This is a genomic window from Streptomyces sp. NTH33, from assembly GCF_003236365.1.
Classification (GTDB): Bacteria; Actinomycetota; Actinomycetes; order Streptomycetales; family Streptomycetaceae; genus Streptomyces.
This window is the reverse complement of record NZ_POTZ01000413.1, coordinates 1-6,118: the sequence shown is the minus strand read 5'-3', so window position 1 is coordinate 6,118 and position 6,118 is coordinate 1. Positions and strand designations below refer to the sequence as shown.

Here is a 6,118-nt window from a genome sequence, read left to right as displayed (position 1 = left end):
CGCTAGTCTCGTGGGCTCGGAGATGTGTATAAGCGACAGGCGCGGGAGGGGGCTTCGGCTGGGGCTCCCCGTACCAGCACCAGCAGCCCGCGCCCAAGCCGGCCGGCCGGCGCGGTGGCCTGGTCGCCGCGGTCCTGGTGGCCGCCCTGGTCGCCGGCGGCCTGGGCGGTGGCATCGGCTACACCCTGGCCAGGAACGACGACACCACCTCCACCACGATCTCCGCCTCCGACACCGGCGCCTCGCAGATCAAGCGCGATCCGAACTCGATCGCGGGCGTGGCCGCCAAGGCGCTGCCGAGCACGGTCACCATCGAGGCCGAGGGAAGCGGTGGCCAGGGCGGTACCGGCACCGGCTTCGTCTTCGACGCCCAGGGCCACATCGTCACCAACAACCACGTGGTGTCCGAGGCCGTCGACGGCGGCAAGCTCACCGCGACGTTCCCCGACGGCAAGAAGTACGACGCCGAGGTCGTCGGCAACGCCCAGGGCTACGACGTCGCGGTCATCAAGCTCAAGGACGCCCCCTCCGACCTCAAGCCGCTTCCCCTCGGTGACTCCAACAAGGTGGCCGTCGGCGACGAGACGATCGCCATCGGCGCGCCCTTCGGCCTGTCGAACACGGTGACGACCGGCATCATCAGCGCCAAGAACCGCCCCGTCGCCTCCAGTGACGGCAGCTCCGACAGCAAGGCGTCCTACATGAGCGCCCTGCAGACGGACGCCTCCATCAACCCGGGCAACTCCGGCGGCCCGCTCCTCGACGCGCGCGGCGCGGTCATCGGCATCAACTCCGCGATCCAGTCCACGGGCAGCGGCGGTTTCGGCGGCTCCGGCCAGTCCGGCTCGGTCGGCCTGGGCTTCGCCATCCCGATCAACCAGGCCAAGTACGTCGCCCAGCAGCTGATCAAGACCGGCAAGCCGGTCTACGCCAAGATCGGCGCGTCGGTCTCCCTGGAGGGCACCACCGACGGTGCCAAGATCACCGAGCAGGGCGCCGGCGGCTCCGACCCGATCGAACCGGGCGGTCCCGCCGACAAGGCCGGCCTCAAGCCCGGCGACGTCATCACCAGGCTCGACGACAGGGTGATCGACTCCGGCCCCACCCTCATCGGCGAGATCTGGACCCACAAGCCCGGCGACAAGGTCACCCTCACCTACCAGCGCGCCGGCAAGGAGCACACGGTGGACCTCACCCTCGGCTCCCGCATCGGCGACAACGGCTGACCCCCACGCGCGCGTGCGGACCCGTTAGTCTTGTCCCGCGCCGCCGATCACGGGCGGCGCGGGGAGGTGTGCCCGAGCGGCCTAAGGGAACGGTCTTGAAAACCGTAGGGACGTGAAAGCGTCCCCGTGGGTTCGAATCCCACCGCCTCCGCAGGTCAGAGACGTGCTGGTCAGAAGGGGTGTCCCTCGCTGAGGGGCGCCCCTTCTGCATGGGGGCTGTCTCACTTTGATCCGGCTGTGTCGCGTTGTTGATCAGTGCGTGTGGACCAGGCGTGGACCAGATGGCGGTCGATACCGCGAACCCTAAATGCCCGGTGACCTGAGCTCTTTCGCCGCCGGTCTCCCCAAGTTCGTCAGGCAGGTCTCGCCAGGGAGAGCAGGTGCGGTACTTCCACGCGGCCTCCAATGTCCGCCGGTGGTCGGCCCACCGTCGTCCACGGACCGGATCGGCCGGCATCAGCGGCTCGATCCGGTCCCACATGGCATCAGTGATCAACAACCGGACAGACACATCCGATCAACTGACCAGTCTTCAAAGGGACACGCTAATAGGGCTTGTCGGGGTTTCGGCTATGAACTCAGTGCCAATCGGGCCACTTGTCCTCGTCTCATGGCTGTGCTCACCGGGCTTCTTGCCGTCGTGGTCGCCGCCGTCCGTGGGACTGGCTGTGCCGGTCGGGGTGGCCGTGCCGGTCGGGGTGGTCCCGCATCACCCGGCTCCGCTGGTTCGGACACTCTTCAGCTGCGCCGGGCGGTGTCCTCGTGGTGGCTTCGGTCTCGACGACCCGTGCCGGCCTTGCCGGTGACCGTGTTGAGCGCCCCTCGGTGATCATCCGGGCCCGCTTGACCGCCGGCCTCGGTTCCTGCCATGAGGGCGCGCGGAGCGCTCCAGAAGCCCTGTGCTGGCGCGGTGTGAGACCTGCCTGGCAGGGAACACGCATTCAGATGGAGGGCCTGCGCGGCCGCTGGCTGACGAAGCAGACGTTGTCCTTGCTCCGCGATCGCGCGATGCGCTTCCCGCAGTGGAGGAAGCGCATCCCTACCTGCGGCCCGGTCTCAGCGGCTCCCGGGGCGGTGCCGAGCCATCTGCCTCCTTCGGAGAGAGTTTCACCATCATGACCAGAAATACCACGGTCCGCCCCCCGCCCTCGGAGATGTCCGGCAGTGACTTCGCCCGATTGTCGAGAAAGATCGCTGATGCCGGTCTGCTGGGGCGCCGTCCCGGCCATTACGCACTGCGGATCACGGTCGTGGCCGGGCTCTACGTTGGTGGGTGGGCCGCCGTCGCGCTCATCGGTGACAGTTGGTGGACACTGGCGGTCGCCGTCTTCTTGGCCGTTGTCTTCGGCCAGGTCGCCCTGCTCGCCCATGACGCAGCCCACCGCCAGGTGTTCCGCCGACGCCGGGCCAGCGAGGTGTCCGGACGGATCGCCGGCGCCGGTATCGGGATGGGCTACGGGTGGTGGCAGGACAAGCACACCCGCCACCACGCCAACCCCAACCATGAGGAACTCGACCCTGACCTCGACCCCAACCTGCTGATCTGGTCCCAGGATCAGGCCCGGGCTGCCAAGGGCCTCCCCCGCCTGATCGGCCGCTGGCAGGCGTTCCTGTTCTTTCCGCTCCTCACACTGGAGGGCTTGAACCTGCACGTATCGAGCGTGAAGGCACTGGCCAATCGCTCGCTCAAGCACCGAACGCTCGACGGCGCCCTGCTGTTCGCGCACTTCGCGGTCTATCTGACCGTCCTGCTCTGGGTGCTGCCGCCCGGTATGGCGATCGCCTTCCTCGCCGTCCACCAGTGCCTGTTCGGCGTCTATCTCGGCTCCCTCTTTGCACCCAACCACAAGGGCATGCCGATCCTGACGGGTGCAGGCCGCCCGGACTTCCTCCGCCGCCAAGTGCTCACCTCACGCAACGTGCGCGGCGGCTGGTTCACCGACATCGCAATGGGCGGGCTGAACCACCAGATCGAGCATCACCTGTTCCCCAGCATGCCCAGCCCCAACCTGCGCAAGGCCCGGACCATCGTCCGGCGCTACTGCGAGGACTTGGGCGTGGACTACGTGGAGACCGGGCTGATCACCTCCTACCGACTGGCCCTCACCAGTCTCCATCAAGCTGGAGCACCGCTCCGGAACGCCCGCGCCCCCGCTTAGGGACGTGCCGCAGCCATCGGCGGACGGAGCTGTCTGTCCGGAATCGGGAGGAAGGTCGCTGTCACCGGTCGGCTGCCGCCAGGTGTTCGCGCTCATCTCACCCTCTCCTGGTCCGTGTGCCGCGCATGCACCGAGTGCAGTCTCTCGACCGACACCGCGAGGTCGGCCACGTCCATGCCGGCCCATGCCCTGAGCCGTTCGGTAACCTCCCGGCGCACTGCGGCGCACTGCGCCCCGATGTCGGACGGATAGCCGAGCTCGACGGTGATGCGCATCCGTACCTCGCCGAGCACCGCCTGCCGTCCGGCGGCAGACTCGCCGTCTCGTCCTGCGGTATTCCGCTCCGGTGCCCGCCGCACGGATGCGGTCACGCGTGGCGTCCGGCGGCCGGGTGGTACGTGGCCGGCCGACTCGGTGAACCGGCTCAGCGCCTCGCGCGCCACCTGGGAGGCGATCTTCGCAACGACCCGGTCGGCAACGATGATCGCGCCGCGCTCCCCGCGGGGGACGCCCGGGCGCCGATCGGCTTCACCGGTCACCGCCGCCAGTCTTCCCTAGCCCGTCGCCGGTCATCGCGGATCCGCTCCTGTCGGTCTCGACGGCGGACGAAGTCGCCCGGTTCGAGATCACCTTCCATGAACCGCCCGGCCACGAGACCGACAACGCCCAGCACCAGCACCAGCAGGAAAGCCCAGAAGTCACCGAAATACGCGGCGAAACCCAGCGCCATTCCCGCCATCAAGCCCACCACGGCCCTGCTCATCACGCGCTCCCTCACTCACGCGGGCTGATCCGCCCCGGCTACTGGACCCGCTGCCGCTCTTCCCCTTCGTCCTCCTCGTCGGGCAGCTTCACATCGCTGACCGCGATGTTGACTTCCACGACTTCCCGACCCGCCATCCGCTCCACTGCGGAGATCACGTTCTCCCGCACCTCACCGGCCACGTCCGTGATCGAGACACCGTAATCGACGACGATCTCCAGATCGATGGCCGCCTGCAGCTCTCCGACCTCGACACTGACCCCGCGCGTGACGGATTTGCCACTACCGGCGCCAGGCATCCGCTCCCGCATGGCTCCCATCGAGCGCGCGAATCCACTGCCCAGGGCATAGACGCCGAGCACGTCCCGTGCCGCCATTCCGGCGATCTTCTCCACCACCACATCAGCGATGGTCGTCCGGCCGCGAGAACCAGGCTCGCCGCCGTGCCTTACGCCGGAGTTCTCAGCCATCGGGATATACCTCCCTCGACGAGATCACCTGGCCGCCCTTTGTTCAGATTATATTCGTTTTAGTTCTTTTTTGTCGGAGATAAGGACCATGAGGCGGGGCGGTCAGACGAGCGGCCCGAGCACCCCTGCCCGGAGCCCTCGCGGACACTCCGGGCGCAGTGCAGCAGGAAGAGAACCGCGGCCATCGAAGAAAGAGGGTGAGAGCCCGGTGAAAACCGAGACGTGGACGCAGACAGTACGGCACCAGCTCGACCTGGGCCGGCTGCTCCCGCTCGGCGGGCCCGACGACGGGACATGGATCACCGAGCAAGCAGCCGTCCGGGCCCTTAGGCGTGCCGCCGTTGAGATTCCCGGTGTCTGGCTGGAGAGCATGCGCATCGGGTCGGCACCGCTCGAGCCCGTGTCCGAGCCGGCCGTCCGTCCGCCGGCCAGCGCGCTACCACCTGGCCCGCTCAGGATCGAAGCCGCCTTCACAGCATCCCTCGGGCAACCACTGCCTCACACCGCCGAACAGTTGAGGAGCGCACTGCTCAACGCGGCCGCTGAACGGCTCGGCCTGGCCACCGTGACAGCCGACCTGCGCGTCACGGATCTCCATGAGGGCCCGGAGACAGTCGTCAGGTCGCGGACCGCAGAGAGGACCATGAGGCCGCCGACGGAAGCCGCAGCCACGCGAAGCTCGCCTCCAGCAACCGGAACAGGATCGATGCGGGGGCCCGTCGGGGAGCTGGCCGACGTCGCGGCGGCCGTTCCGGGCGTCGCCCGCCTCACCACCGTGCTGGGAAGCCGCCCGCTCAAGGTGGAACACCATGACGATCCGCCCGGCCGCCACATCGAGGTCCAGCTCGCGGTCGCCCCCGGACACCATCCACTGGAAGTCGCCCGCGCCGTCCGGACCGCCCTGGCCGACGCGGCCACCACTGACACCCCCGGCCCGGTCACCGTCGCCGTCCTCATCACAGAAACCACAGCGTAGCCAGGCGTCAAACGGCAGCTCGACGCGTTGGGCCTGATCCGGTCCCATTTCTCCGGCCTGCCCTCGGCGCCGGCCACACCGCGACCACCGCCTGGTCCGAACGCACCCGCCCCCCACCTCGGCCTTGCCATTTCTACTGTCGTCGCCTCAGCGCTCTCCGGATGAGCAAGAAGGCCGCAATAACGATCAGAGCAATCCCCATGAGGATCACCATTGCCCCAACGACGATCAGGACCGTCCCAACCAGGATCAAGATCGTCCCGATGATGAGAAGAAGCATCGCGAGGACGGTCATGATTTCCTCCTGTCCCCCCTCCCGACTCTGGCTCCTTCCCACGAGGAGCAGCACCGACTCAGGTGAAGGGACCACACCTTCAGCCTGCTCTTGCGCACTCCCTGTCGGCGTACGGGCTTTTCTCTCCAGGTGCGTACAGACGAACGTCCCCAGCTGTCAGGCCACGTCGGTCTCTCGCTCGATGGCCTTGAGGCGGTTCTTGAGCCGGTAGCTGGGGCCATTGATGGCG

Annotated in this window: 6 protein-coding genes, 1 tRNA gene and 2 pseudogenes; 4 read left to right on the top strand and 5 right to left on the bottom strand. The window is 68.0% G+C overall.

The window, feature by feature from the left end:
* Positions 1-38 precede the first annotated feature (38 nt).
* A pseudogene (locus C1I97_RS29020) lies at positions 39-1,226 on the top strand (S1C family serine protease); the annotation flags it as partial.
* 62 nt (positions 1,227-1,288) lie between these two features.
* A tRNA-Ser gene (locus C1I97_RS29015) sits at positions 1,289-1,377 on the top strand.
* 192 nt (positions 1,378-1,569) lie between these two features.
* Here the strand turns inward: C1I97_RS29015 and C1I97_RS29010 are convergent.
* Positions 1,570-1,737, bottom strand: a pseudogene (locus tag C1I97_RS29010) (transposase); the annotation flags it as partial.
* A 604-nt stretch (positions 1,738-2,341) separates the two neighbouring features.
* Between C1I97_RS29010 and C1I97_RS29005 the strand changes: the two are divergent.
* Positions 2,342-3,385 carry a fatty acid desaturase family protein gene (locus tag C1I97_RS29005; protein WP_111006090.1) on the top strand — a complete coding sequence of 348 codons (1,044 nt, stop codon included), beginning with the start codon at positions 2,342-2,344 and terminating at the stop codon, positions 3,383-3,385.
* Positions 3,386-3,477: 92 nt separating this feature from the next.
* Here the strand turns inward: C1I97_RS29005 and C1I97_RS29000 are convergent, their stop codons facing one another.
* The 3 genes from C1I97_RS29000 to C1I97_RS28990 are packed head-to-tail and all read right to left on the bottom strand — an operon-like array spanning position 3,478 to position 4,618.
* The gene (locus C1I97_RS29000) at positions 3,478-3,924 is read right to left on the bottom strand and encodes an Asp23/Gls24 family envelope stress response protein (RefSeq protein WP_111006089.1); all 447 of its coding nucleotides are present in this window, start codon (positions 3,922-3,924) and stop codon (positions 3,478-3,480) included.
* Positions 3,921-4,148, bottom strand: coding sequence for a hypothetical protein (locus C1I97_RS28995; RefSeq protein ID WP_111006088.1), 228 nt, complete (start codon positions 4,146-4,148; stop codon positions 3,921-3,923). The genes C1I97_RS29000 and C1I97_RS28995 overlap by 4 nt, the downstream gene beginning before the upstream one ends.
* A 38-nt stretch (positions 4,149-4,186) precedes the next feature.
* Positions 4,187-4,618 carry an Asp23/Gls24 family envelope stress response protein gene (locus tag C1I97_RS28990; protein WP_111006087.1) on the bottom strand — a complete coding sequence of 144 codons (432 nt, stop codon included), beginning with the start codon at positions 4,616-4,618 and terminating at the stop codon, positions 4,187-4,189.
* Positions 4,619-5,324: 706 nt separating this feature from the next.
* On the opposite strand from C1I97_RS28990, the gene C1I97_RS43040 reads away from it, so the two are divergent.
* Positions 5,325-5,594, top strand: a complete 270-nt coding sequence (locus tag C1I97_RS43040; RefSeq protein WP_441349163.1) for a hypothetical protein — start codon at positions 5,325-5,327, stop codon at positions 5,592-5,594.
* A 133-nt stretch (positions 5,595-5,727) separates the two neighbouring features.
* On the opposite strand, the gene C1I97_RS40195 is transcribed toward C1I97_RS43040, so the two are convergent.
* Positions 5,728-5,889 carry a hypothetical protein gene (locus tag C1I97_RS40195; RefSeq protein ID WP_181446966.1) on the bottom strand — a complete coding sequence of 54 codons (162 nt, stop codon included), beginning with the start codon at positions 5,887-5,889 and terminating at the stop codon, positions 5,728-5,730.
* Between the last annotated feature and the right edge of the window lie 229 nt (positions 5,890-6,118).